The sequence below is a fragment of the Actinomadura macra NBRC 14102 genome, from assembly GCF_001552215.1.
GTDB lineage: Bacteria > Actinomycetota > Actinomycetes > Streptosporangiales > Streptosporangiaceae > Spirillospora > Spirillospora macra.
In genome coordinates, this window is sequence record NZ_BCQT01000020.1 from 216,791 (window position 1) to 241,114 (window position 24,324).

At 70.5% G+C, this 24,324-nt stretch carries 18 protein-coding genes; 7 read left to right on the top strand and 11 right to left on the bottom strand.

What is annotated here, in order from left to right; all coding sequences use genetic code 11:
- Positions 1–253 precede the first annotated feature (253 nt).
- Positions 254–1,897, bottom strand: coding sequence for a cyclic nucleotide-binding domain-containing protein (locus tag AMA02S_RS32630; protein WP_157430970.1), 1,644 nt, complete (start codon positions 1,895–1,897; stop codon positions 254–256).
- Positions 1,898–2,673: 776 nt separating this feature from the next.
- On the opposite strand from AMA02S_RS32630, the gene AMA02S_RS32635 reads away from it, so the two are divergent.
- The 3 genes from AMA02S_RS32635 (at position 2,674) to AMA02S_RS32640 (ending at position 7,320) form a co-directional block, all read left to right on the top strand.
- Positions 2,674–3,546: a helix-turn-helix domain-containing protein gene (locus AMA02S_RS32635; RefSeq protein WP_067466254.1), complete on the top strand. Its 873-nt coding sequence runs from the start codon at positions 2,674–2,676 to the stop codon at positions 3,544–3,546.
- A gap of 259 nt (positions 3,547–3,805) precedes the next feature.
- Positions 3,806–4,021 carry a DUF397 domain-containing protein gene (locus AMA02S_RS45165; RefSeq protein ID WP_157430971.1) on the top strand — a complete coding sequence of 72 codons (216 nt, stop codon included), beginning with the start codon at positions 3,806–3,808 and terminating at the stop codon, positions 4,019–4,021.
- 446 nt (positions 4,022–4,467) lie between these two features.
- Positions 4,468–7,320: an FAD-binding and (Fe-S)-binding domain-containing protein gene (locus AMA02S_RS32640; RefSeq protein WP_067466257.1), complete on the top strand. Its 2,853-nt coding sequence runs from the start codon at positions 4,468–4,470 to the stop codon at positions 7,318–7,320.
- Positions 7,321–7,329: 9 nt separating this feature from the next.
- Here AMA02S_RS32640 and AMA02S_RS32645 read toward each other — a convergent pair whose 3' ends face one another.
- From AMA02S_RS32645 to AMA02S_RS32655, 3 genes are all read right to left on the bottom strand, one after another.
- A complete protein-coding gene (locus tag AMA02S_RS32645) occupies positions 7,330–8,232 on the bottom strand; it encodes an NAD(P)H-binding protein (protein WP_067466260.1) in 903 nt (300 codons plus the stop codon).
- A gap of 32 nt (positions 8,233–8,264) precedes the next feature.
- Complete coding sequence (locus AMA02S_RS32650; RefSeq protein WP_067466263.1) at positions 8,265–8,930, bottom strand: SDR family NAD(P)-dependent oxidoreductase; 666 nt, start codon at positions 8,928–8,930, stop codon at positions 8,265–8,267.
- 179 nt (positions 8,931–9,109) lie between these two features.
- Positions 9,110–10,372: a lipase family protein gene (locus AMA02S_RS32655; RefSeq protein ID WP_067466266.1), complete on the bottom strand. Its 1,263-nt coding sequence runs from the start codon at positions 10,370–10,372 to the stop codon at positions 9,110–9,112.
- 154 nt (positions 10,373–10,526) lie between these two features.
- Between AMA02S_RS32655 and AMA02S_RS32660 the strand changes: the two genes are divergently transcribed.
- A complete protein-coding gene (locus AMA02S_RS32660; RefSeq protein ID WP_067466269.1) occupies positions 10,527–11,432 on the top strand; it encodes a LysR family transcriptional regulator in 906 nt (301 codons plus the stop codon).
- Between the two features lie 15 nt (positions 11,433–11,447).
- On the opposite strand, the gene AMA02S_RS32665 is transcribed toward AMA02S_RS32660, so the two are convergent.
- From AMA02S_RS32665 to AMA02S_RS32675, 3 genes are all read right to left on the bottom strand, one after another.
- A complete protein-coding gene (locus AMA02S_RS32665; RefSeq protein WP_067466272.1) occupies positions 11,448–14,411 on the bottom strand; it encodes an AAA family ATPase in 2,964 nt (987 codons plus the stop codon).
- Positions 14,412–14,503: 92 nt separating this feature from the next.
- Positions 14,504–15,130 (bottom strand): alpha-ketoglutarate-dependent dioxygenase AlkB, encoded by a 627-nt coding sequence (locus AMA02S_RS32670; protein ID WP_067466275.1) that lies wholly within the window; start codon positions 15,128–15,130, stop codon positions 14,504–14,506.
- Between the two features lie 37 nt (positions 15,131–15,167).
- Positions 15,168–15,863, bottom strand: coding sequence for a pentapeptide repeat-containing protein (locus AMA02S_RS32675; protein ID WP_067466277.1), 696 nt, complete (start codon positions 15,861–15,863; stop codon positions 15,168–15,170).
- Positions 15,864–15,913: 50 nt separating this feature from the next.
- Here AMA02S_RS32675 and AMA02S_RS32680 point away from each other — a divergent pair, with 50 nt between their 5' ends.
- The gene (locus tag AMA02S_RS32680; RefSeq protein WP_067466280.1) at positions 15,914–16,336 is read left to right on the top strand and encodes a hypothetical protein; all 423 of its coding nucleotides are present in this window, start codon (positions 15,914–15,916) and stop codon (positions 16,334–16,336) included.
- On the top strand, positions 16,312–16,845 hold the full coding sequence (locus tag AMA02S_RS32685) for a class I SAM-dependent methyltransferase (RefSeq protein WP_084265844.1): 534 nt from the start codon (positions 16,312–16,314) through the stop codon (positions 16,843–16,845). The genes AMA02S_RS32680 and AMA02S_RS32685 overlap by 25 nt, the downstream gene beginning before the upstream one ends.
- A 41-nt stretch (positions 16,846–16,886) precedes the next feature.
- On the opposite strand, the gene AMA02S_RS32690 is transcribed toward AMA02S_RS32685, so the two are convergent.
- The 3 genes from AMA02S_RS32690 to AMA02S_RS32700 form a co-directional block, all read right to left on the bottom strand.
- Complete coding sequence (locus AMA02S_RS32690; protein ID WP_084265845.1) at positions 16,887–17,924, bottom strand: TolB family protein; 1,038 nt, start codon at positions 17,922–17,924, stop codon at positions 16,887–16,889.
- Positions 17,921–19,123 carry an MFS transporter gene (locus AMA02S_RS32695; RefSeq protein ID WP_157430972.1) on the bottom strand — a complete coding sequence of 401 codons (1,203 nt, stop codon included), beginning with the start codon at positions 19,121–19,123 and terminating at the stop codon, positions 17,921–17,923. Before AMA02S_RS32695 ends, AMA02S_RS32690 begins: the two co-directional genes overlap by 4 nt.
- A 127-nt stretch (positions 19,124–19,250) precedes the next feature.
- On the bottom strand, positions 19,251–21,701 hold the full coding sequence (locus AMA02S_RS32700; protein WP_169806938.1) for a N,N-dimethylformamidase beta subunit family domain-containing protein: 2,451 nt from the start codon (positions 21,699–21,701) through the stop codon (positions 19,251–19,253).
- Between the two features lie 308 nt (positions 21,702–22,009).
- Between AMA02S_RS32700 and AMA02S_RS32705 the strand changes: the two genes are divergently transcribed.
- The gene (locus AMA02S_RS32705; protein ID WP_067466292.1) at positions 22,010–22,981 is read left to right on the top strand and encodes a pentapeptide repeat-containing protein; all 972 of its coding nucleotides are present in this window, start codon (positions 22,010–22,012) and stop codon (positions 22,979–22,981) included.
- A 30-nt stretch (positions 22,982–23,011) separates the two neighbouring features.
- Here the strand turns inward: AMA02S_RS32705 and AMA02S_RS32710 are convergent, their stop codons facing one another.
- Positions 23,012–24,118: an NsdA family TPR-like regulatory protein gene (locus AMA02S_RS32710; RefSeq protein ID WP_157430974.1), complete on the bottom strand. Its 1,107-nt coding sequence runs from the start codon at positions 24,116–24,118 to the stop codon at positions 23,012–23,014.
- Between the last annotated feature and the right edge of the window lie 206 nt (positions 24,119–24,324).

Below are 24,324 nucleotides of genomic sequence, written 5' to 3' on the forward strand. Positions count from 1 at the left end.
ATCGCCCGCGTCGGAGGCCCGGCATCTGGGGCTTTGGGGATGAATGCGAAGTGTGTGATGGTGCCGTGTCCGCGGGTGCGTGGCGTGAGGTGGCTCGTCCTGGCGAGGGGTGCTACATCCGCAAAAAGAAGAACCCCGCGAGACGAGCACGCGGGGGCGTGGGTGCGGGTCGGGGGCCCGCACTAGGGGCCCGCGCGGGGAGCGGGCCGAGTGCCTTGGACAGGGGACGGACCAGGACAGAGGGTAGAGAAGGTCAGCGCGCAGGCTGGACCGGGGTGCCGAGCAGGTGCATCCAGCCCTCGACGTCCGTCTGCTTGACCCGGCAGCGCACGCGCTCGTAGTCGGCGGCGTTCACGTAACCGGGGCTGTGGGCGATGACGGACTCGTACACGAACGAGGAGGCGATGAAGCCGAGGTCGGCGCCGCTCTGGGCGAGCCTGTCCTTGAGGATCGGGGCGTCCAGCAGCCGGGCGGTCTGGATCACGGGCCAGCCGGACACGCCTTCGCCGTCCGGCATCACGGGGCCGACGTGCAGCGCGACCCTGAGCTGCATGCGGACGGCCTCGCTGGAGCGGCGGTTGTGCCGGCGCAGTAGCGCGCCGAGCCGCGCGATCATCGGGTCGATGACGGTGCTGGTCGGCGTCTCCGGCGGAATGACGAACAGGGCGCCGTCGCCGCGGTCCTCGCGGTGGCAGGAGTCCCAGGGCACGTGGGACTCCTCGAAGGCCTCCCGCAGGAACCCGTACATGGCGTCGCGCATTGCGCGGCGGTCGAGGTCGTCGCGGGACACCTCGTTGCTGAAGCCCGCGATGTCGGTGAAGACGATGGTGCAGTTCTGGCCGGCCCAGGACGGTGTGGTGGTCATGTCTGCGGGGTCGGTGAGCGGAGCGAGGGCCGTGTGCTGTGTCGCGATGGGGTGCGTGGTCATGGGGTGCGTGGTCATGGGTCGCGTCGCGATGGGCTGCGTGGCCATGTGATGCGTGGCCATGTGATGCGTTGGTTGGCTTTGGTGCGCCTGCGAGGGATGCGGAACCTGGCTCGGGGCAGGGTGAGACCCGGTTTGGTAAGGCGAGATGCCGGCGTACGGGTTGAGACCCGTGTACAGGTGCCACGCGAAGGGACATGCTGGGTGCGGGTGCGTCACGTGCGGGTGGCCTAGGAACGGCGGTTCGCCCGCGTAGCGCTGTGGTGGCCCGAACTGCGAAGCAGGACCGTAGGGGTGCGTGACCGGGTGCGTGCCGTATTGCGGAATGGGCTCGCCCGGTGCCGTCTGGGCCAGCGAACCCGCCTGTTCGGTCAGCCGCTCGTACATCTCACGTTCGAGCACGCCGAGTACACGCGGAAAGGTGTTGAGGTAGGCGGCGAACTCCTGCGTCGTCATGCGCAGGGCCCGGACGTCGTCCATGGCGACGATCGTGGCCGAGCGCTGCCGCAGCATGAGGGCGGCGCGCTCGCCGATAATGTCGCCGGGACCGCGGAAGGCGATGATCTGCTCGTGTCCCTCCCGCTCGATGCAGACCCTGATCCAGCCGGACCGGATCAGCAGGACGTGATCGGCGATCTGGCCCTCGCACCAGAGGACGTCGCCCATCAGGAAGGCGATCTCACGGGCGGAGACGACGAGCGCGGATCTCTCGACGGGGGTGAGGGCCTGCCAGAAGCCCGACGATGCCGTGGCGGCGTTCTCGGGCCCGGGCGGCTCCGTCGGCGCGACCGGCGGTGTGTAGCCCTGGTGCGTTCCTACGAGGTCGTAGTGGCGGCCCAGCTCCGCGAGGTCGCGGGAAGGGGACTCGCCGCGTTCCGTGGACGGGGCGGGGGAGGGCGCGGCGTCAGCGGTGTCGGGTACCGGGTGGACGAACTCGTCCGGGTCGTGCCGGTGTTCGCGTTCGGCCATCATCACACCCCTTTCGGGGCCCGGCGGCCGGCGGCGGATCGAAAGGGGTGGACGTCATGGATCGGGGGACGGTGGTGCTGTCTTGACATCATGTTCGAGACCCCATACCTGGATTTGCGTCTCCGGACGCAACGCACCGGCCAGCGGAATCACCCGCGGGGTCGGTCGCTCGCCTATCGAAGTCGCGGTCACCTATAGCCCGTACCGCGAGATCGCGGTTAGACTGGGTGAGTCCGCAGGGAACGTTTTGCCAGGTCAAGCCGGGTGTCTCTGCGTCTTCGCAGCGTACCCGGAGGGTCGGGCGTCACGTACCTCGCGGTCTCCAGGAGTCGCTCACGCTTTTCGTCGATCGTCTTGGCTGCAACCGGTGACCGACGGGAAGTGGGAGCGGCTCTTTTTGTTTTTCTGGAACTGCCGAAATGTCGGTTTGCTCTGACCTCCTGATCGGCTCCCGTCCGGCGGGTCGCACGCCGACCGATGGCCGACGCCTGCTCCTCACCCTCCGTTAACCGGATCCTCCACTTGTCGGTAGCAGTGTGCCCTATGGCTGCGCGAAGCCTGCTAATCTGCTACCTAGCACGCTACAACATAGTTAGCCGACATGCAGCAGGCTGCCAGCTACAGAAGAAAATTTCACCGACGTGACGGGGGATAGACCAGTGGATCAAGGTCCACACAGGAGGAAACATGGCGAAGTGGCGCCATGTAGGCCGCCGGATCGCGTCATGCCATCTGGCAGTGCGGCTGCTGGCATCGACCACACAGGGTGAGCGATACAGATGACCAGTGATCAAGGACCGATCGTCCAGAGCGCGCTGCTGCGCACAGAGCTCGTCCGGCTCCGCAAGGAGAAAGGGTTGACACAGGAGCAGGTGGTGCGCCAGCTCGAATGGTCCCCGTCGAAGCTCATCCGGGTCGAGGGCGGGAAGAACGCCATCACCCGCACCGACTTGCAGGCGCTGCTGTCGGTCTACGATCTGACTTCGGAGAGTCGCCAGGAGCGGTTGCAGGCACTGGCCCGGGGCGCGCGCGAGCCCGCCTGGTGGAACGCCTACCGAGGCGAGTTCGACGACTCCTTCCTGACCTATGTGGGCTACGCCGCCGGTGCGGCGTACATGCGCAACTTCCACGGGACGCTGGTTCCCGGCCTTCTCCAGACGGAGCAATACGCCCAGGTGCTCTCAACCGGGGTCGTCACGCCGCAGGAGCAGGCGTTCGGCGTCAAGCTGCGCATGCAGCGGCAGAAGGAACTGGCCAAGAGGGCCGACCCGCCGCGCCAGTACTACATCATCGACGAGGCGGTGATCCGCCGCCATGTCGGCATCAAGGTCGACCCGGCGATCATGCCGAACCAGCTCCGGCACATCGCCGACACGGCCGAGCGGGACGATCTGGTGACCGTGCGCGTCATCCCGTTCAGTGTGGGCGCGCACCTGGGCATCTACGGGCCGTTCACGATCCTGGAGTTCGAGGGCGGTCTCGGTGACGTTCTCTATCTGGAGGGCCGTGCCAGTGCGAGCGTGATGGTCACCGGCGACGACGATCGGATCTCCGAGTACCGGGACAACTTCGAGACCCTGCTGGACGAGGCGCTCCCGTCCGAGGAGTCCATTGCCATGATCAGACAGGCCGCCGAAGATCTCATGGCCTGACCGCTGCGCTGAACGACGTCAATCGATCGGAGGTGACCGCCGTTCCGGACGACCCCCAAGGCGAGTAGCCCTCATAGCACACAGAGTGATCTTGTGTTCCCCGTGTAGGCGGGATAACTAGAACCGTTTACACTCGTGATCGGGAAAAATTCCACAAGGTCGTGGTTTGTCGTGCCCTGCTTGGCTCTCGGCTGGCGGGTGTGCTTGCTCGATCGGTTGGCGAGACGGCACCCGCCGGCAATGGATGGAGGGTTGCTGGATGGTGAATCGATCGGAACGGGTGAGTGTGCTGAACTGGCGCAAGGGCAGCGCGAGCGCCGAAGGAGCTTCCGAATGCGTAGAGGTTGCGGCGCTTGGCCCGTCGGTGCTGGTCCGCGACTCGCACGACCACGCCGCGGGCATGCTCTCCCTGAATTCCACGCAGTGGCGTGCACTTGTGCATGCCATCCGAGACGGGCGACTGGACGGCTGCTGAGTCACGCGGCTCAATCGCCCCTTCCTCCTCAGAAATTGTTCTGTTCCACAATGATGTGAAACCTTTTCCGGCGAATTTTGACAAGGCCGTCAAGCGCGCACTTCGCCCCCGCTCCGGGGGTCTTGGAAACCCGGCCCTTCCGCTCCCGCTTCCGCGGCCTTCAGGCCGCCGAGGCCCGGACGGGTCGGACATCCCTCCTCCGGGGCACGGGCGCGGCGCGGACGACCGCCGAATTGATGATCTGATGCGAACCCGAGCTTCAGCGGCCTCCACCGCGGCGCGAGCGCGCTCAGACGTGCTCGCCCAGGCGCGGTCGAGGGTGAGCCCGCCCGGCGCCGTGTCCGTGGGCCGGCTATCGACGCCGGGGTTGCTATCGACCTGGGTTGCTATCGACACAGCGGGCGAGCCGCCAGGCGTGTACCTGGGGTGGGTTGAGACAATGGACTGTGGTCGATCATGCTCGCCGGCTGGATGCCGCGCTCCCAGGGGTCTTCCGTACCGGTCTGACCGTTCGGACCGCCTACTCGTCGGATGCCTCGATCTACCGGCGCGTCCCGGTCGCGGTCGCGGAGCCACGGACGGTCGGTGACCTCGCCAGGGTTCTCAGGCTGGCCGAAGATGAGAACCTTTCCGTGACGATACGTGGCGGGGGAACGTCGATCGCCGGCAACTCGATCGGTTCCGGGATCGTCATCGACACCTCCCGCCACCTCGGGCGCATCCATGCGATCGATCCCGAGACGCGCACCGCCGTGGTCGGCCCCGGTGTGGTGCTGGACGACCTGCGTGCCGAGGCCGGCCGGTACGGGCTCACGTTCGGGCCCGACCCGTCCAGTCACTCGCGTTGCACGCTCGGCGGGATGATCGGCAACAACGCGTGCGGGTCGCACAGCGTGGCCTGGGGGATCACGTCCGCGAACGTCGAGGCGCTCCGGATGCTCCTTCCGGACGGGCGCGAGCTGGCGGCCGCGCGCGGCACGTCCGGCGATGTGGCGATCGACGCGGAGCTGCGCCGGCTACGGGACGCGCATTTGGGTCCGCTTCGGCAGGAACTGGGCAAGTTCAGCCGCCAGGTGTCCGGTTACGGGCTGCATCATCTCCTGCCGGAGAACGGGTTCGACGTAGCGAAGGCCCTTGTCGGTGCGGAAGGGACGTGTGGTCTCGTCACAGAGGCCACGGTCAACCTCGTCCCGGTGCCGAAGGCGCGCGCGCTGGCCGTCCTTGGTTTCCCGGACGTGTTCGTGGCCGCGGAGGTCGCCCCTTTCGCCGCGCAGTCCGGGGCCCTGACGGTGGAGGGGATGGCCGCCGACCTCCTGACCGCACTGCGGCAGCAGCCGGGACGCGCGGACGCGGGGTCCGACCTGCCGTCCGGCGGTGGCTGGCTCTACTGCGAGGTCGGTGGCGACACGGTGGCGGCGGCGCGCGAGGCCGCGCACGCGCTCGTCGAGTCCGTCCGCGAACGGGTGCCCGGGACGACGTCCGTCGTGGTCGACGATCCGGGACGGATGCGGGCGTTGTGGTGGATCCGCGAGGCCGGTTCGGGGATCGTGACCCGGCTGCCGGACGGCGGTGAGGCGTGGCCCGGCTGGGAGGACTCGGCCGTCCCGCCGGCCCGGCTCGCCGGATACCTGCGCGAGCTGTACGACCTGATGCGCGAACACGGCCTGCGCGGTGTCCCGTACGGGCATTTCGGCGAGGGATGTCTGCACCTGCGGGTCGACTTCGGGCTGGACGAGCCGCGCGGCGTCACCGGGTATCGCGCGTTCGTCGAGGACGCGGCGCGCCTCGTCGTGTCCCATGGCGGGACGGTGTCGGGCGAGCACGGTGATGGCCGTGCCCGCTCCGAACTGCTCGGCGCGATGTACCCGCCCGAGGTGCTGCGCGCGTTCGCCGCGTTCAAGGCCGTCTTCGACCCGGACGGCCGCCTCAACCCGGGGGTGATCGTCGATCCGGCGCCGTTGGACGCCGACCTGCGGCCGGGGCCGGGCCGGGACGCGCTGGCGATCACGCCCGTGCACGCGCTGACCCGCGACCACGGCTCGTTCGCCGCGGCGGTCCACCGTTGTGTGGGCGTGGGCGCGTGCCGCGACCTCGGCGCGGGCGCGATGTGCCCGTCGTTCAAGGCGACCCGGGACGAGGTGCACTCCACACGCGGCCGGGCCCGCGTGCTGGCGGAGATGCTGCGCGGCGAGTCGCTGCCGGACGGTTGGCGCTCCGAGGAGGTGCGCGAGGCGCTGGACCTGTGCCTGTCGTGCAAGGCGTGCGCGAGCGACTGTCCGGTGAATGTCGATATGGCGACCTACAAGGCGGAGTTCCTCCATCGCCATTACGCCGGGCGCCGCCGTCCGATGGCGCACTACTCGATGGGCTGGCTGCCGCTCTGGTCGCGTCTCGCCACCGCGGTCCCCGGAACGTCCCGGCTGGTCAACGCGGCGTTGGCGCGCGAGCCGGTCGCGCGGGCCGTCAAGCGGGCCGCCGGGGTCGAGCCGCGCCGCCAGATGATCCGTTTCGCCGACCGCACGTTGCGCGCCTGGTTCCGCGGGCCGCACGGTGGGCCGAGGCCCGGCCGTTCCGGCACGGTCGTCCTCTGGCCGGACACGTTCACCGAGTACCACTCACCCGAGGTGGGTCGGGCCGCCGTCGAGGTCCTGGAGGCGCTCGGATACCGGGTCCTGATCCCGCCCGGCGGTGTGTGCTGCGGGCTGACCTGGCATTCCACCGGTCAGCTGGGCGTCACTCGGCGCGTCCTGAAGCGCACGCTCGACATTCTGGCGCCCGCGCTGGACGCCGGTCTCCCGATCGTCGGGCTGGAGCCGTCCTGCACCGTGATGTTGCGGAACGAGGCCCCCGAGCTGTTGCCGGACGACCCGCGCGCGCGGCGGTTGGGGGACGTCACCGTCACCCTCGCCGAACTGGTCGCCGGGCACGACGGCGACTGGCCGTTCGGGACGCTGGACGCCGCCGCGGTGGCGCAGGTCCACTGCCATCAGGAGGCCAAGGGCTCGTATGCGCCTGACCTCGCCGTCCTCGCGCGTCTCGGGGTGGACACCGACGTCATCGGGGCGGGCTGTTGCGGTCTCGCGGGCAACTTCGGCTTCGAACCGGGCCACTGGGACGTCTCGCAGAGCTGCGCCGAGCGCGAGCTGTTTCCCAAGGTGCGCGGCGCGGACGGTGAACTGGTCCTCGCGGATGGCTTCTCCTGCCGGACCCAGGTGGCGCAGGGAACCGGCCATCAGGCTCTTCACCTGGCCCAAGTCCTCCAACGGGCGCTTGCGTCGGTCCCCGAGACGACTGCCTGACCAGCCGGGTCACGCTTGGAACGCGGCACGATGCGCTTCGGCCCACGCGCGGAAGGTGCGGGGTGGACGGCCCGTGACCACCTGGACGTCCGGGCGGATGATCGACTCGTCGAGCGTGCCCTTCACGTAGAAGTCGAAGAAGGCGTCCACGTACTCGGGCGGCATGGTCCTGCTCATCTCCGCCCGTGCCTCGTCGTCCGGCTGAGCCTCGAAGCGCAGGTCGCGGCCGAGAACCTCGGCCAGGACGCGGACCTGCTCGGCGGGCAGGAGGGACTCGCCGCCGGTCGGGTGGTAGATCCTGCCCTGGTGGCCGCCCGTCCGGCCGTGCTCGTCGCCGTCGTCCAGCAGTGCCGCCGCAGCGACGGCCGCGATGTCGTAGGGATCGACGGTCGCGGCGCGCACACCCGCGAACGGCAGCCGGACGGTGTCGCCCGCGCGCAGTTGCGGCAGCCAGCGCAGCGCGTTCGACATGAACGCGCTCGGCCGCAGGACGGTCCAGGGCAGCCCCGAGTCGTAGACGGCCTGTTCGGTGCGGACCATGTAGCGGGTGACCGCGTTGGAGAGGTCGCCGCTGCCGGCCGAGCCGCCGGACAACTGGACGACCCGCTCGACCCCGGCACGGCGCGCCTCGTCCAGGACGCCTGCCATGTCGTGGTAGCCGGGGAGGAGGAACACGCCGGTCACGCCGTCGAGCGCGGGGGCGAGGGACGCCGGTTCGTTGAGGTCGCCCAGGACGTGCTCGACGCCGGGTTGGACGCCGTGTCCGTGGCTGTGTTCGCTGCCGTGCTCGCCGCCGTCCGTGCGCGTGGACGGAAGGGTGCGGACGAGGGCCCGCACCGGCCTCCCCGCGGCGACCAGGATGCGGACGAGGTCGGCGCCGACGTTGCCGGTGGCGCCCGTGACGAGGATCATGCGTTGCCCTCCAGCGGAGAAGTCACCAGATGTCACCAGGGAAGGGGACGGCCGTCCCGGAAGAAGCCCCCGGTCGGGCCGTCGTCGGGCAGGGTCGCCGCCCACACCACGCTGGCCGCGCCGTCGGCGACGGGGCGTCCGCCGGGGCCGCCCATGTCGGTGGCCACCCAGCCCGGGCAGACGGCGTTCACCAGGACTCCGTCCGCGCGCAGCTCGGCGGCGAGCATCCGCGTCAGTGCGTTGAGCGCGACCTTGGACGAGGTGTAGGCGGGCGTCCCGCCGCCGAGGTTGGTCAGGGACGCGGCCTCGCTGGAGACGTTCACGATCCGCGCGTGCCGGCTGCGGCGCAGCGCGGGAAGGAGGGCCTGCGTCAGCTGCCACGGCCCGTACAGGTTCGTCTCGGCGGCCTCGCGGACGACGCCGAGGTCCGCGGTGACCGCGCGCTGCCAGGTGTCGTAGGTGATGGCCGCGTTGTTGACCAGCACGTCCAGGTGCTCGATCTCGGCCGCCACCCGTTCGATGTCCTCGGTGGACGTGACGTCCAGCCGGATGGGCGTCGCGCCGGCGACCGCGGCCGCGCGTGCGGCGCGCTCGGGTGAGCGGGCGCCGAGGAGCACCTCGTGGCCGCGTGCCGCGAGCTGCCGGCAGACCTCCAGCCCGATGCCCCGGTTGCCGCCCGTCACCAGCGAGACCGTCATGTCGCCTCCCCTCGCCCGGATGACAGCATGATCGCTGGACGGCGCGAAGACGTCCAATAGCTGCGGTGATAGCCGTGCGTTATCGGCGGCGCGCCGGCCGGGGTGGAACCGGCGCGCCGCCGATGCGGCCGATGGCGGCGGTATGCCGTGTCGTGCCGGTCAGGGACGTGTCGTGCCGGTCAGGGACAGGTGCCTCGGACGGGCTTGCCGGCGAAGCGGTCGGTGAGGAACGCGATGGCGTCCGGTTCGCTGCGCACGGCGCCGGTGACGTGCTCGGCGAGTCCGTAGGTCTTCCAGGTGATGTTCGCGCCCTTCGCGCACCATGCCCTGTACAGGGTGTCGGCCTGCCCGAACGGGATGATCTCGTCCAGGAAAGCCTGGGACTGGAACACCGGGACGCCCGGGGCCGTGGAGCCGAGCTTGTTGGCGTCCAGCCGCGCCTGCCACTGCTCGGTGTCGAGGGGGTTGCTGGTGGTGTAGTCGCTGATCTTCCTGAAGGCGGTGGTGAGCAGCGTCGAGAAGCCGTCGAAGCTCAGCAGGCAGAGATTCTCGGCCCTCTTCAGCAGCTCACGCCCCCTGTCGTTGAGGTAGTCGCCGAGGTTGAGCCCGGGATAGGCGGTGTCGTAGCCGACCGCCGCCATGAACATGAGCGCGACGAACGGGGAACCGTCCAGGCTCTTGGCGACGGCGCGCAGGTCGGCCGGGACGCCACCGGCGACGACGCCGGTGAGCCGCAGATCGGGCGCGTAGGTGGGTGCCAACTCGGCGGCCCAGCCCGCGGACGTCCCGCCCTGCGAGTAGCCCCAGACGGCGACCGGATTCCCGCCCAGCCCGGCGCCGGGGAGCCGCTGCGCGGCCCGCGCCATGTTCAGGACGGCCCTGCCCTGCGAGCCGCCGACCTCGTAGGTGTGCTGGCCGGGTGTGCCGAGCCCCTCCATGTCGGTGATCGTGACGGCCCAGCCCTTGCCGAGGGCGTCGGCGATGAACAGTCCCTCGTAGTCCAGCCCGCGCGTGAGGGTGTAGGACGGCGCGCAGGCGTCGCCGAGTCCGCGCGTCCCGACCGTGTAGGAGACCAGCGGCCGCTTGCCGGGGCCCGTCCACGCCTTGGTCGGGACGAGGACGGTGCCGGACACGGCGATCGGCGCGCCCCGCACCGACTCCGACCGGTACAGCACCTGCCAGGACTTCACGCCCCGGTACGGGGAGCGGCCGATCGGATCGATCGTGAACACCGACTCGCGCGACCGGATGAGATCGCCCGGCTCGCCGGGCGGGAGCGGTGCAGGCGGTGTGTAGAACGGATCTTCGGCGGGAGGCGTGGCGCCCTGCGCGGCGGCCGCGGCGCCGCCGTGCGGGGCGGTCGCCGTCAGGGCCGCAGTCACGGCGACTCCGGCGCAGGTCGCCAGCACGGCGTGCAGGACCCGGCGAACTCTGGTGGACATGACCCGTGAACCCTTCGTCATCCCCCATACCGTCCGGGCGACGGCCACCTGACCGTAAGGTAATTGGACACTCAATCCAATGGGGATGGCGACGCAACGGGCGGGTCGTTTTTGTGCACCACCGACAAACCGGCGAGCCGTTACGCTCAGGCCGGTGGACGCACACCTACGGGATCTGCGGTACTTCGTCGCCATCGCGGAGGAGCTCAGCTTCACCCGCGCGGCCGAGCGGCTGTTCGTCTCCCAGCCCGCGCTCAGCAAGCAGCTCAAGCAGTTGGAGGAGCTGATGCGGGTGCGGCTGCTCGACCGCGACCGCCGCACCGTCGCGCTCACCGCCGCGGGTCGGGCACTGCTGCCCGCCGCCCGCGACATGCTGCTGGCCTGGGACGAGACGCAGCGCGCCGTCAGCGACGCCGCGGCGGCCGAGGCGTCCATGCTGACCGTGGGGTTGTCGACCAGCGTCGGGCGCGGCCTGCTCGCGGACGTGCGGGCGCGATTCGCCGAGCGCCGTCCGTCCTGGACCATCCGGCTTCGCCAGGTCGACTGGGGCGACCCGACCGCCGGGCTCGCCGAGGGCGAGGTGGACGTCGCGTTCGTGTGGCTGCCGATCCCGCGCCAGGAGGCGTTCACCGTCCAGGTGGTCGCCGAGGAACCGCGCTGGGTCGCCGTCCGCGACGATCACCCGCTGGCCGGGCGCGAGAGCGTCGCGTTCACCGAACTTCTGGACGAGCCGTTCCTCGCGCTCCCCGAGGGCGCCGGCCCGCTGCGCGACTTCTGGCTCGCGCTGGACGAGCGCGCCGGGCATCCCGTGCGCATCGGCGCCACCGTCGCGAACTCGGATGAGACGTTCACCGCCATCGAGGACGGCAGCGGCATCGTGCTGATGGCGTCCGGGAACGCCGCCATCTACCGGCGGCCGGGCATCGCCGCGCTCCCCGTCACCGGCCTGGCGCCGAGCCGCCTCGCCGTCGCCTGGCGTGCCGACGATCACCGCACGGCGATCCGTGACCTGCTCTGCACTCTGCTTCCCGAGCCGTTGACCTGCGACGTCAGCCAGTGAGGCGCTCGGAAATCGTCAGCCGGTGATGTCCTCGGGAAGGAGGGTGGCGAGCTGTTCCCGGGTGAGTCGCTCCCCGCCGTCCGCGAGCCGCTCGGTGCGCCGGGCGTGCGCGGTCACGGCGGAGCGGAACAGCTTGTCGACCTCGCGGCCGTTGCCTTCGCGGAACCGGTCGCGCGCCGCCTCCAGGTGCGTGCTGAGGGCCTCGCGCGTGCCGTCCGGGACGAGGTAGTCGGCGCCCGCCGCCTTCCCCAGGAAGATCGACACGAGCCCGTCCACGTCGTACGGCTCGAACGTGAGCGTGCGGGCGAACCGGGACGCAAGGCCCGGATTCGCCGCCAGGAAGTCTCCCATCTCCGACGTGTAGCCGGCCGCGACGACGATCACCTCGTCCCGGTGGTCCTCCATCAGCTTGACCAGCGTGTCGATGGCCTCCTGCCCGAAGTCCGGGCCCGTCCCGCCACCGGACCGCGCCAGCGTGTACGCCTCGTCGATGAACAGCACGCCGCCCCGGGCCCGCTCGAACACCTCCGCCGTCTTCTGCGCGGTGTGCCCGACGTACTGCCCGACCAGGTCGACGCGTGCGGCCTCGATGACCTGGCCCTGCGCGAGGACGCCGAGCGCCGCGAGCAGCTCACCGTAGAGGCGGGCGACGGTCGTCTTGCCGGTCCCGGGTGGCCCCGCGAAGACCAGATGCCCGGTGAACGGCTCGGCCTCCAGCCCGGCCTCGCGTCGCCGCCGCGCCGATGCCAGCAGGTCGAGCAGGTCGCCGATCTCCTGCTTGACCTGCGCCAACCCCGTCATCCCGGTCAGCTTCGCCAGGACGCCGCGGACCTGGGCGGCGTCGCGCGCCTCACCGAACCGGGCGGCCAGACCCGTGTCGACGTCGAGGTCCTCGGCGAGCAGCAGGCTCAGCTCCTCCCCGGACGGCAGTTCGGTCAGGTCGGCGAGGCGCTGCGCCTGGCGCTCGACGGCGGCCTCGAAGACGCGGCGGGCCGCGCGGCCGTTGCCGAAGCCCGCGTCCCGTTTGACCGTCGTGAAGTGGTCGAGGACGGCCGCCCGGGTGTCGTCGGCGAGACGGTAGCCGTCCTTGCCCGCCTGGAGTTCGACGATCTGGAGCAGTTCGGCGGGGCCGTAGTTCTCGAACTCGACCGTCCGGGAGATCCGCGACTTCAGGCCCGGGTTCGCGGCCATGAACTCCCGCATCTCCGCCGAGTACCCGGCCGCGATCACCACGACCTCGTCGCGGTGGTCCTCCATCAGCTTGACGAGGGTGTCGATGGCCTCGCGACCGAAGTCGGTGCCCGTCGTCTCGCGGGTGAGCGCATACGCCTCGTCCACGAAGAGGACACCGCCTCTGGCCTGCTCGAACGCTTCCGTCGTCTTCAGTGCCGTGCCGCCGACATTCTCAGAGACCAGGTCGGTCCGGCTCACCTCGACCACCTGTCCCTTCTCGACCACGCCGAGCGCGGCGAGGATACGGCCGTAGAGGCGCGCGACGGTGGTCTTGCCCGTCCCCGGCGGGCCCGCGAACACCATGTGCCGGCCGATGGTCGGGCCGGGCGGCAGGCCCGCGAGCCGCCGCTGCTCGGCGACCTTCTGCAGGTTCGTGAGCTTCCTGATCTCCCGCTTCACCCCGGCGAGGCCGATCATCGCGTCCAGTTCGGCGAGCAACTCGTCGGCGGACGCGGCCGTCGGTGCCTGGTCAGGGGCCTTTAGCGCGGTCGCCGCGCCGGCGTCGGCGCGGGCCGCCGCGGCCCGCGCCGTCTCCACCACCTTCGCCGTGACGACCTCCGGCTCGAAGTCCAGAACGTCGGGCTGGCCGTTGCGCTCGCTCGTCACCGCCTCCATCTGGACCTGCGCGGACCGCGCCGTGACGATCCCCGACCCCGGGTTGTCCACGATCGTGCAGTCGCGCAGGGACATCTCGCAGTCCGGGTCGGCGTTCGCGCCGATCAGCCCGCTGCCGGTCACGGTCACGCCGGTGAACGTGCCGCCGCCGCCCGCCACGACCGCGACGCCGATCTCCGCCGCGTCCGCCACCCGCCCCCGGACGAACGTGCCGCGGCCCCGGTCGCCGACGAACACGCCGTGCTTCGCGGGGCCGAGGATCTCGCAGTCCTCGAAGAACCCGGTGCCCTCCTCGACGACCACGCCCGTCCGCCGGGGCGCCTCCAGCCGCAGCCGCCGCGCGGTGAGCGAACCGCCCGCGGTCACCCAGACCGACTCCATGCTCGCGTCGGTGATCAGGCAGTCCTCGGCGAGCGCGTTGCCCTTGTCCCGGACGACCAGCGAGCACGTCCCGGTGCCGTGGAACGCCGAGTTGCGGATCGCCGCGTCCGCGTGGTCGTCCACCAGGACGGCCGCCGACCCCGGATCGCTGATCGTGCACTGCTCGATCAGCGGTTTGGACCCCTCGGTCACCCAGATCCCGCTACCGGACGCGCCCTCGATCCGGCAGCCGCGGACCGTCACCGCGCTGCCCTTGCGTATCGCCAGCGCGTTGCTCTCCGCACCCGCGAGGTCGGTTCCCTCCATGAGCCCGGACGATGCCGAGTACACCACCGCCCCGTCCTGGACGAAGCAGTTCCTGAGCGCCAGCCGCCCGCCGTTCCAGACGCTCACCGCGACCGACCCGGTGCGGCTCACGAACCGGCACTGCTCGGCGAGGACGCTGCCCTCCGCGACGTCCAGCGCGTTGCCCTCGTCGCTCCAGTTCCGGACGATCAGCCCTTGCAGCGTCACGTTGCCGGTGACCTCGATGGTCGCGTCGGTGGCACCGTCCAGCGTGACCGACCCGGGGCCTCCGGCCGCCGTCAGAACAAAGTCCCCCGAACTACGGAAACCCGTCGCCGGGTACTGGCCCGGCTCGATCAGGATGTGCCGTCCGTGCGGGCCGTAAGGGGGTGTCGGTGCCTGGAGCGCGTCCAGCACCGTCCGATACGCCCGGGGGGAGGTCTGTGACACGACCAGACGCAGCAAACGGGCCTCCTCAGCCGCCAGGAAGGATCACCGTTCATCGTGCCATCGCCGTTCGACCCCTCGCGAGGGCTTGGCCCCGTTCTGGGGTGGTCTCAGCGGACGTCGCGGGGGCGGAACTGGACGCTGATCCGCGGCCCGCTCGCGCGGGCGCTCTTCGGGATCGCGTGCTCCCACGTCCGCTGGCAGCTCCCGCCCATCACGATGAGGTCCCCGTGCCCGAGTTCGTACCGGATCGTCGCGCCGCCCCCGCGCGGACGCAGGAGCAGCGGGCGCGGCGCTCCGACGGACAGGATCGCGACCATCGTGTCCTCCGTCGCGCCGCGTCCGAGGGTGTCGCCGTGCCAGGCGACGCTGTCGCGGCCGTCCCGGTAGAGGCACAGCCCGGCGGTGCGGAACGGCTCGCCCAGCTCCGCGGCATAGTGCGCATCGAGCGCGGCCTTCGCCTCGTCCAGGACGGGGTCGGGCAGCGCGGCGCCCTCCCGGTAGAACGACAGCAGGCGCGGGACGTCCACCACCTTGTCGTACATGCGCCTGCTCTCGCCGCGCCACCGGACGGACGTGAGCAGCCGCTCGAACAGCGCGTCCGCGCCGGGAATCCAGCCGGGCAGGACGTCGATCCATGCGCCGTGGGCCAGCGGAGTCCGCCGCGCGGCCTGGAGCGGACGCGGCGTGGTCTCGTCAGGCTCGTCCAGCAGCGAGCCTTGGAAAGCGCCTGTCATGCCCCCAATGTACTCACCGGGTCAAACATGTGTTCGATCAGCCTTCGATGGTGATGTCCAACTCCGCCGCGAAGCTGGCCAGCAGCCCCGGCGCGTCCTCCGCCGCCACGGTGACGCCGCCCATGCTCTGCACTCCGGCCACGCCCCGCAGGTCGCAGCCCGCGAACCGGGCGCCCGCCATCGTCGCCCCGCTGAACTGCGCCCCGCCCAGCCGGCACCCCTCGAACCGGACACCGCGCAGGTCAGCGCTCTGGAACGTCGCCCCCTCTAGATTGCAGTCACGGAACACGGCCCGTCTGAACGTGCTGAACCGGAACCCCGCCAGATCGGCGCGGCACGACTCGAACACCACGTCCTGGAACGCGCAGTCGGTGAACGCGGCGCCCGTCATCCGTGACCCGGTGATGGCCACCGCGAACGCCCGCGAATTCGTGAACCTCAGGTTCGCCAGGTCACAGCGGTCGAACGCGGAGTCGGAGACGGTGGCCCGCTCCAGCAGGGCGGCCGGCAGCAGCGTCCCGTCGAACACGCACCGCTCGAACTCGACGTCCTGCGCGATCCTTCCGGCCAGGTCCATGACCCCGAACGCCAGCTCCCGGTAGAGCCCGTCGTCCACAAGATCGTGCTCGGGCCCCGCCACCTTCGGCGATGCGGGCAGCTTCGGACGTGCGGGTTCCTTCGGCTTCTTCGTCGTGGGGGACTTCGCTGCGGAGGGCCTCGTTGTGGACGGCATGGACGTGAACGCTACTGAACTGTCGGAGGCGGTTCGTACGCTTGCCCGAAGTGAGGGGGACATTGCCGTGGGACGTGAAGGCGCTGGTGGGCGTGCGCGTCCTCAACCAGCTCGGCGCGTACGTCCTGCCGTTTCTCGCCGTGCTGGCGGGGCCCGGTCTGGCGTCCTGGGCGCTCGGCGTCTTCGGCGTCGCGGCCCTCCTCTCACGCTGGCTCGGCGGGCTCCTCCGCCGTCCCGGGCCTGGTAGCGCTGACCGGGGGAGCGGCCGGCGCGATGGCGACAGCAGGTGGTGCATTCCTGCTCGTCCCGCTCGTCCTGGCGGCGACGTTCCGGCGACGGCCATGACCGGTGTTCCTGCGTGTGAGGAAGCCAGGGTGGAGACGACCAGTGTGGACACGGTCGCGACCGCGGTGGCCGCTTCGTCGGCGGTGGCCAGTACGGTCGGGCCATGGAGCCGGTTCCCGAGCGGTTGAGCTGGGCGGTGCGGACGCTCGCGATCGAGCCCGCGGACGAGGTGCTGGAGATCGGCTGTGGCGGCGGCGTCGCGGTCGCGCTGATCTGCCCGGCGCTGGTGACGGGGAGGATCACGGCCATCGACCGGTCGGCGACGCAGACCGCCCGGGCCGAGCGGCGCAACGCCGGGCCACTCGCGGCGGGCAGAGCCGTGGTGCGTACCGCCGACCTGGAGACGGCGGACTTCGGCGGCGAGCGGTTCGACAAGATCTTTGCGGTCAACGTCAACCTGTTCTGGGTCCGCGATCCAGCGGCGGAACTACGGCTGCTCAGCGGGATCTTGAAGCCGGGCGGCGCGTTGTTCCTGTTCTACGAGCCTCCGTCGAGCGCGCAGGCCGCGCGGCTGACCGCCGATCTCGATCGGACACTCCAGCGGCACGGGTTCGCGACCTCGGTCCTGACGGCGCGGACGTCGGCTTCGGCGTCGCTGCTGTGCGTCAGGGGCGCCCTCGCCGGCCAGACCGGCTGAGCGCGGAACCGCCGGCGATACCACCGAGGACGCGCGGCGGGTCAGCGCAGCGGCCGGTCCCTGGCCGGATTTCGGACGGTGGGCGAATCGGCGTCCGGGATGAGCAGGCGCGGCGCACCGCCCCGCAGAGGCACGACCCAGACGTCGGCGTTGCGGCCGCCCGCGCCGCCCTTGGGCACCGCGTACATGACGTGGTCGTCGTCGAGCCACGCCGCCTGGTCGTCCACGCTGCGGGTCTCCGCGAGCGGTGTCTCGACGCCGGTCGCCAGGTCCAGGACGTGGAAGCGCCAGACGTCGGAGTTGAGCCCGGTCCGCTTCTTGTAGGCGAGGCGCTGGCCGTCCGGGGACAGTGACGGGCATTCGACGTTGTCGCGCAGGGCGGTCAGGGTACGCCGCCCGATGTCGCCTTCGACGAGGTATCTGCGGTTCTGCGTGGCCACAGTGGCGAAGAACCGCTCTCCGCCGGGGACGAACGTCACGCCCCACACGTTGCGGTCCTCGTTGGCGTTCGGCTGCCCGTTCAGCAGGAAGGTGAACTGCTCGACGTTGCCGACCGGGTCGCCGCCGATCCTGCCGATGACGGTCTCGGTGGAGAAGCCGTCGGAGAGGTACGAGTGCCCCGTCACGAACGCCGTCGTGGCGTAGTAGCGGCCGTCGTCGGAGATCCGGGCGCGGCTCGGGATGCCGTTGAGCGGCACCTGCTTGCCGGGCCGCAGCCGGGTATCCAGGAGTTCGGCGGCGAACAGCTGGATGGGGTTGCGCGTCTGGCGCAGGCAGAGGCCGCCCGCGGACGAGGCGGCCGTCCGCTCGCAGCGGGTCGGGAGGACGACACGCTCGCGGCTCAGATCCGCGGCCGGAAGCGCGGCGACATGGCCGAACGCGGATCCGGGGCGCAGCGACCGGAACACGATCAGCCGTCCCTTGGGCAGCTCCACCGAGCCGCCGCCCCGCTCGTCGCCCGCCGCGCCCGCGCGGAGCACCGAGGAGGTGACGCAGCCCGCGGCCACGGCGATGACGAGGAACGCGATCGCCGTCATGATCTTGCCGTTGCCGAGGGTGCGCGGGCCGAGCTGGGTCATCGGGTCTCCGTCCGGTGGTCGCGGGCTCGGGTGATCAGGGGTACGGCCGTGATCAGGGCGACCGTGAGGGCGGCGGTGAAGGTCCACACGGCGGCCTCGCCCTCGGCGGCCGTCCAGACCGCGCCGAAGGCCACCGCGCCGAGCGCGCGCCCGGCCGCCACCGCCGCCTGGACGACGGAGATCCCGGTCGCCGTCAGTTCGGCGGGCAGCAGCGGCGCGGCCGCCGCGGGCAGCACACCGTCGGTCGCCGCGTAGTAGGCGCCGAGGAACAACAGGCTCAGCCCGGCCCCGGCCACCCCGCCGGTGAGGATCGCGGCGAGGTACGCGCACAGCAGCAGGCCATACCCGGCGGCGAAGACGCGGTTCCTGCCGTAGCGGTCGGAGACGCGGCCGAACGGCACGGCCAGGGCGAGGTAGACCAGGCTCGTGCAGACGAACAGCAGCGGGAACCAACGGGTCGTGACCGCGTCGTTGTCCAGCAGGACGAGATAGAGGAAACCGTCGCCGATCGTCGCCGCCGACAGCACGGCGGCGGCGCAGAGCAGCCGCCGGAACCCGCCGATTCGCAGCAGCGCCGCGACGTCGCGAAGCGAGACCGGCCGCGCCCCGTCGTCCGAGCCCGGCACATCGTCCTCCAACCCACCCTGCTTCAGCCCGCCGTGCCGCCCTGCGCGGTGCTCGGGTACGTGCTGGATGAACAGCAGCACGCCGAGGACGGCCGCGCAGAACGAGACGACGAAGATCATGTCGAAGTCGCCGGGTGCGAGCGCGAGCAGCCCGAACGCGACGATGGGACCGAGCAGCGCCCCGGTCGCGTCGAGGGCCCGGTGCACGCCGAAGGATCTGCCGAGCCGGTCCGCCGGGGCCGCCGTGGCGATGAGCTGGTCGCGCGGTGCCGTCCGCAACCCCTTGCCCGCGCGGTCCACCCCCACCGCCGCCGACAGCGCCCCCGCACCCGTCACGGGAAGCAGCATCAGCTTGGCGGCGGCACCGAGGGCGTATCCCGCGCCCGCCACGAGCTTCGGACGGCGCAGCCGGTCCGCGAAGAAGCCGCCGAGCAGCCGCACCAGGACGGTCGCGCCCTGGTAGAGGCCGTCCAGCATCCCGTACGCCAAGGGGGTGAGGCCGAGGGCGAGGGTCGCGAACAGCGGCAGGACGGCCGTCACCATCTCGGTGGAGACGTCGGTGATCAGGCTCACCAGGCCGAGCACGACGACGACCCGGGGAACCCGGGTCGCCGATCTCGTACCATGCGGGATTCCGCGGACTGATACGTACACACGGCCTCCGAAGGAAACCAGCGGGCTGGGTCGGCGCGGATCCGGGTCAGCCGGTGCCCGGGAGCGGCTTGTCGGCGGAGAAGGCGTTCAGGACGTTCCCGGTGATGGTGGCGATGTCGTTGTCGTACTTGTTGAAGAACAGGCTGCCGGCCCAGGAGATGGAGCTGGCCGAGAAGACCGCGCCTCCCTTCGGGTACCGGGTCAGCGTGACGTCACCGCGGACGAGCCAGTTGATGGTTCCGCCCTCCATGAGGTTGGCGGTGTTGTTCTCCTCCTTCACGAACAGGTACTCGTCGCCGAACCCGGTGGCCGAGGCCAGGACGATCGTGTTGTCGGCGCTGCCCAAGGCGTAGTCGGCGCGGTCGAGTTCCTCGCCCATGGGTCCGCCCGGGCTTTGCAGGGAGGTGAAGTCGCCGATGGGGCCGGTGGCCTTGACGCCGTCGAAGACCCAGGCGGCCTTCGGGTCGCGGCTCTGGGCCGAGCGGTCCAGGGGCCGGCTGTACATGCCGGTGCCCATGCGGGAACCGAAGCCCTGCGCGGTGAAGCCGACGCCGACCAGCTGCTGCGGGGGCCGGCCGCGGAAGCGCCAGAGACCGCCGTACTCGCCGGTGGTGCTGTGGTAGTGCTCGCCCGGGGCGCCCTGCCATGCCTCGGTGCCGTCGTGGCGGCGCAGCTCGGTGTAGGTGCCGGTGCGGTCGAGCGGGGTGACCCAGTAGAAGCCGTTGCCGCCCAGGTACATGAGGCGGCCGCCGTCGTTCAGCCAGCTCTGGAGGGCGTCGAGCATGGGCTCGGAGGTGTACTCGGGGTGGCTGCCGGTGATCACGACCTGGTAGTCGTCCAGCAGCTTCGTGCCCTCCCGGTGCAGGTCGTGGTCGGTGATGTAGTCGACGTTGCGGCCGGTGGACTCCAGCCAGTCGATGATGTGGGTGTCGGCCTCGAACTGCCACGGCCTGCCCTCGCCCTTGGGGCCGGTGGTCATCGGACGCATGTTGGTGATCGGGCGCAGGGCCGAGGAGTAGACCACGCCGCTGCCGTCGGTGTGCCGGGAGTACTGGCTCAGCCCGCTCACGAAGTCGCCCGTCAGGCCGTAGGCCAGGTAGCTGAACGTCGGCACCAGCAGGGCGACCTTCGAGGTGGGCTTGCCGTGCTTGGGACGCACCACGAAGGTGGCGTGGTAGACGCGCCCGCCCGCCTCCAGCTTGGCCGCGTACACGCCGCTGCGGGCGTCGGCGGGCACCCGCCAGGTGAAACTGGGCTCCCAGGCGGCGTCGCCCAGGTCGTCATCGTGGAAGTACATCGCCCCGTACTGCTCGGGCGCCCGCGTGTAGTTCTGCTCGTCGGCCTTCCAGTTGTGACCGGTGACGGCCCGGACCGGCAGGTTGACCGCGCGGCCGTGCAGCCCGTTGGACGAGGTGTCCACGACCCGATCGGTGTCTATCTTCTGGGAGAAGTCGTAGGACACGACCGCCCCGCCGGCCGACCCGCCGCGTTGCAGGGAGCGGATCTCCTTCTCGTCCAGTGCCCGGTCGTACACCCGCGGCGCGTCGATCTTGCCGTTGTAGAACCCGGTGGGCCGCTTCTGGGCGCCCTGGTAGGCGGCCATCAGCAGCGGCGCCTTGGAGTTCTTCAGCCCGCGGGCCTCGATCGTGCGGGTGACGACGGCTTCGGAGTCGTTGGGGTGCCCGGTCAGCGGGTACTGGTGCAGCCTCACCTTGCCGGTCTTGGCGTCGTAGGAGACCGCGGCGAAGTACCAGCCGGAGGAGTTCACATGCTGCGGCCGGACGGCGCCGCCGGGTTCGACTCCCCGCAGCGCCGGGGTCCACGGCTTCATCTTCACGCCGGTACTCACCGTGCTGGCGCGCCCGGACCGGCCGGCCAGCCGCAGACCCAGCCCCCCGTCCCGGTCCACGACCATGCCGTACCCGGCCTGTTCCTCGTCCGACCACTTGGTCACGATCCCCTGCACCGCCCCCGTGCCGACCGGGGTCCGCTGGTAGGCGGTGGGGTTGAGCTTGGAACCGGGGACGGTGGTGGGCGCGATCCACGCCGTGATGGTGAAGCTCCCGTCCAGCCGCAGGTCGTCGTTGTCGGGAACGGTCACATACGAGCCCAGCGGCAGTGTCTGGTAGCGGCCCGGATACTCCTTGTTGGCGTCGGACGCGATGACCTGCTCCTTGATCCCCGGCCCGCGCGGGTCCGCGTCGCCGTGCACCACCCGCACCATCGTCGCCTTGAACGCCGTGCTCTTGGTGCTCACCCGGAACTTGACGGACTCGCCCGGCTCGACGCTCAGCCGGTCCGCGTACCCGCTGATCCCGAGGCTGTCCAACCCTTCCTGGGGCGTTCTCGGGTCGGCGGGGAGCGGGGGCGGTTCGACCTTCGGGGTCTGGGGCAGTGCGGCCGCACCCACGCCGGTGGACAGGGGCCCGGATCCGGTGGCCACGGCGACCAACGCCGTGATCAGCAGGGCGGTGCCCACTCGACTGCGCGCAATCACTCGATCACCTTTCGGCTGGCCCCGAACCATGGCCACACCGTGGCGATATGCCGTCCCCCGACTCGGCAACGGTGCGACCGCTGAGCTGACGCGACGGACAACGCGCGCTCCAATCGCCTCCTGGAGAACGCGCGTCGCTCCTCTTACCGAAGTCTCGATCTCAAGTTAAGACAAACACGGGGAAGCTCCTAGAGCCCCTCTTTAGATCATTCGACCGAAAAGTGATGATCTGCTGTCCGTAATTCCGTTGGCCCATCGAACTGAGATTCTGAGGATGCGCCGCGAGAGGACCACCGAAGGAGCGCACCATGAATCCACGCGCGACCTGGCTCGCCCTGCTGATGCTCAGCGGTCTCATCGCCCTGGTCGCGGGCGGAATCCTCATGATCCCCCGATGGCTCTACCCGCCGCTGTCGGCGACGGAGCTGAGCGGCGTCTCCGATCCGCGCACGCGCATCGAGTTGCAGCAGGCCCAGTCCAGTCTCGCCAACGACGCGCGGTCGGCGCTGTTACAGGGCGGCGTCGGACTCCTGGTGGTGCTGGGGGCCGCCGCGACCTGGCGGCAGGTCCATGTGAGCCGCGAAGGCCAGATCACCGAACGTTTCACCCGGGCGGTGGATCAGCTCGGCAGCCAGAACGTCGACGTCCGCATCGGCGGCATCTACGCGCTCGAACGCATCGCCAAGAACTCCTCCGCCGACCGGAACTCCATCCAGTTCCTGCTCGGCGCCTTCGTCCGCAACCATGCCCCGTGGCTCGTCGGCAGCCCCGACGTCCCGCAGCACCCCACCGCGAGGGTGGACGACCAGCTGCCCTGGATGCGCGTCCGGGCTCCCGACATCCAGGCCGCCGCGGGCGTCCTGGGCCGCCGTCCTCCCTCGCGAGACGACCAGGTGATCTACCTGTCCCGGGTGGACCTGCGCAGTGTCTCCCTCCGCGGCGCCCGGATGACCGGCGCGCAGTTCCGCTACGCCAACCTCGCCCGCGCCGTCCTGGCCGGGGCGAAGCTCGACCGCACGGATCTCACCGCGGCCGACCTTCGCCAGGCGTTCATCGAAGACGCGGACCTCTCCGATGCGACCCTCCGACGCGCCCACCTCCAACGCGCGAACCTGCGAGGCGCGAACCTGAGCGGTGCCGATCTCCGCGGCGCCGACCTGAGCGACACCGTCCTGGAGGGAACCGTGTTGACCGGGGCACGAGCAGACGCGGCCACCACCTGGCCCGCCGACCTCGACCCCGCCACCCGCCAAGCCCGCGGCATCATCGAAAACCCCTGACCCAAGGTGCGACCCCGGCGCGTCGTCCCGTCAGGGAAGTGCTTGTGTCTGTGGCAGTAAGCCCCGAAGTTCAGAAGCGGCGTCCATGACTGTGGACGGGGCGCCGCTCTCGCCGCTGATCTGGTCGAAGACTCTGCGGAGAAGATTCGCGGAGCGGCCGGGGCCGAGGGACTCCACGATGCTTGAGACATCGGTGATGACGTCCTCGGCGCGTTGCCAGTCGTGGACGTGGACCAGGGCTTCGAGCAGCTGAGCCAGATCGAGCTTCCCGTACAGGTACCGACCTTGGCAGCCTTCCACGACTCGCTCACGCAGGGGAACTGCGCGGTCCCATTGGCCGAGTTGCGTATGGGCCGTCGCCCTGTGCCTGGTCAGCTCCGTTCCGTCCACCCACCATGTCCAGCGTGGATCACGAGACGTGATGCTCTCAGCGATCGTGCTCTCGGCGAGGTCGAACGCATCGGAGGCGCTGTCTCCGTCGCCGAGTTGGGCGAGCGCCCGCCCGCGGCGTACCTCGAACAGCGCGGCCACTCTCGGCGGAACTTCGTCGCCAAGGGAAGCGGTGACGATTCTCATCGCGTCGGCCGGGCGGCGCAGATACAGGGACTGCATTGCCAGGTGGGACAGGAGGAACAGTTCCATGTCGCGGTCTCCCGCATGCTGGGACAACATCAGCGCCTCGTGCGCGAGCTGCCGAGACTCCGGCTGTTTGTCGGCGTCGTAGGCCAGCCACGCGGCGATCTCGCCGGTCTCCCCGGCCGCCGCCAAGAGGTCGCGCTCCACCGGCGGAACGTAGGCGCCGGAGCCCAGCTTCTGGTGCACTGTGCGGAACACTCGCAGGGCCAAGGGAAACACCTCGTGCCCGCCCCAGAGGGCATCGAGTCTGACAAGGTCCTGATTGGTCTCGCGAAGCGACTCGACGAACTCGGCGTCGACCGGGCGGCTGTTCACCTCTGAGAGGCATGCTGTTCCGGCCAGGTTCAACGCTTCCACGTTCGGTGTCCGGCCCTCCTTTGCCAGCCCGAAGAGTTCCGCTTCGCTAGTGCCGGTGAGGTGGGCGTAGAGGGGGCGGTAGATGGGGCCGGGGATGTGGTCGCCGCGTTCCCATTGCTGGATCATTTTGGCCAGGCTGGTCACTGCGGGCAGGCTGTCGGGGTCGGGGGATGCGTGGCGCAGTTTGATGGCCCACTTCTCGCGGGACCAGCGTGCGCGGCCGTGCTGGTCGCGCGGCTCTTCGCGCAGGCTGCGCGGACGCGCGCCGATGATCCTTTTAGCGGCGGACATGTCACAACACCTCTCGCCTGAGCCGTCTGGAAGACGACACCTTCATGTGCATCGGCCAC

Excerpts from the sequence above, each read along its gene's own strand:
- AMA02S_RS32630 (WP_157430970.1), bottom strand. The coding sequence starts at position 1,897 with ATGATGGCCGAACGCGAACACCGGCACGACCCGGACGAGTTCGTCCAC.
- AMA02S_RS32635 (WP_067466254.1), top strand. The coding sequence starts at position 2,674 with ATGACCAGTGATCAAGGACCGATCGTCCAGAGCGCGCTGCTGCGCACA.
- AMA02S_RS45165 (WP_157430971.1), top strand. The coding sequence starts at position 3,806 with ATGGTGAATCGATCGGAACGGGTGAGTGTGCTGAACTGGCGCAAGGGC.
- AMA02S_RS32645 (WP_067466260.1), bottom strand. The coding sequence starts at position 8,232 with ATGATCCTCGTCACGGGCGCCACCGGCAACGTCGGCGCCGACCTCGTC.
- AMA02S_RS32650 (WP_067466263.1), bottom strand. The coding sequence starts at position 8,930 with ATGACGGTCTCGCTGGTGACGGGCGGCAACCGGGGCATCGGGCTGGAG.
- AMA02S_RS32655 (WP_067466266.1), bottom strand. The coding sequence starts at position 10,372 with ATGTCCACCAGAGTTCGCCGGGTCCTGCACGCCGTGCTGGCGACCTGC.
- AMA02S_RS32670 (WP_067466275.1), bottom strand. The coding sequence starts at position 15,130 with ATGACAGGCGCTTTCCAAGGCTCGCTGCTGGACGAGCCTGACGAGACC.
- AMA02S_RS32675 (WP_067466277.1), bottom strand. The coding sequence starts at position 15,863 with ATGCCGTCCACAACGAGGCCCTCCGCAGCGAAGTCCCCCACGACGAAG.
- AMA02S_RS32685 (WP_084265844.1), top strand. The coding sequence starts at position 16,312 with ATGGAGCCGGTTCCCGAGCGGTTGAGCTGGGCGGTGCGGACGCTCGCG.
- AMA02S_RS32690 (WP_084265845.1), bottom strand. The coding sequence starts at position 17,924 with ATGACCCAGCTCGGCCCGCGCACCCTCGGCAACGGCAAGATCATGACG.
- AMA02S_RS32705 (WP_067466292.1), top strand. The coding sequence starts at position 22,010 with ATGAATCCACGCGCGACCTGGCTCGCCCTGCTGATGCTCAGCGGTCTC.